General features: G+C 36.8%; 1 protein-coding gene. It reads right to left on the reverse strand.

The window, feature by feature from the left end; translation table 11 throughout:
• Window positions 1-1076: hypothetical protein (locus AC787_RS32880; protein WP_321166207.1), on the reverse strand; the 1076-nt coding region annotated here is incomplete at its 3' end.
• Between the last annotated feature and the right edge of the window lie 10 nt (window positions 1077-1086).

The raw sequence follows: 1086 nt of genomic DNA on the forward strand, positions 1-1086 counted from the left end.
AAAAAAGAAAAATGTGCTTTTTTGCCTTTATTTTTGATTGGATTTTTTTGAGGAAATTCTTTTTTCGATCTGTGCCGAAACTTTAGACGAAACGGAAATAGTATCTTTATTTGCATACCATCTGTTTCCCAGTTTTTTGGGAATTCCCCTTGGAGTACTGCAAGTCCATCATAAGTGCAGTTAACATGCACTTCTCTCTTCCAATCCGCTAAATCCTCAGACAATTCGGGAAATTCAAATAATAGCATACGAATGATATTTTTAGTTATTATTAATGAAGGTACTAGAATATTTAGTCTAAAAAACGACTGGGTTAGTAAAAAAACAGTTCTTATTACGGGACCGAAAAGAATGCTATCCCAGGCCTCTGCTATCACTAGTTGATGTATTTCGTTTTTAAACTTTTCTTTTCTTTTGTTCTCTTCTTCAACTTGTTTCTCACTTTCTTCTTTCTCTGTAGAATTTGAAATTTTGAATTCCGTGTTTTTACCCACCGCCCTTTTTTTACCCACCGCCCTTTTTTTACCCACCTCCTCTTTTTTACCCACCTCCTCTTTTTTACCCACCGCCCTTAGAAATACTTTTTTCATAAGTTTGAGGATATTCAAAAAAAAAGCAATAGATTTGACTATTCTGAACCTACTAAAAAGAGGAGCCCGGGGCCCTGGTTGATAGATTTTAAAAACAGGAGTTTTCCGTCTCTGGGCTCGTATAGAGCCCTTTATTTGTTCTCGAACCCAATCTGGGACGGGTGCATAACGTACCAAAGCCAATTGGCCTACTTCAATACCCGCTCCAAATATATTGGTTGGCTCTTCGTTCTTCTCTTTAATTGTTTTGATCTTCTTTTTTGTCTTATCCGTATCTTCTTCATCTTCTTTTTTTGGAGTGTCATCAAAAAGTATTATACGTTTGTATTTTCGTAAACAAATTTCAAAATCATCTTTCTTGTCGTCACTCACGTCCTCTTCGTGTTCCAAAGCGTCCGCTAATTTGTATGGCCACCGCGGAACTTGTTTACTTATTTCCTTTAATCCGGCAGAGTTTTTTATACTTTCCGGGGGATCTTGTAGAATCCGATCGAAT

This window comes from Bacillus sp. FJAT-28004, from assembly GCF_001280845.1.
GTDB lineage: Bacteria > Bacillota > Bacilli > Paenibacillales > Paenibacillaceae > Pristimantibacillus.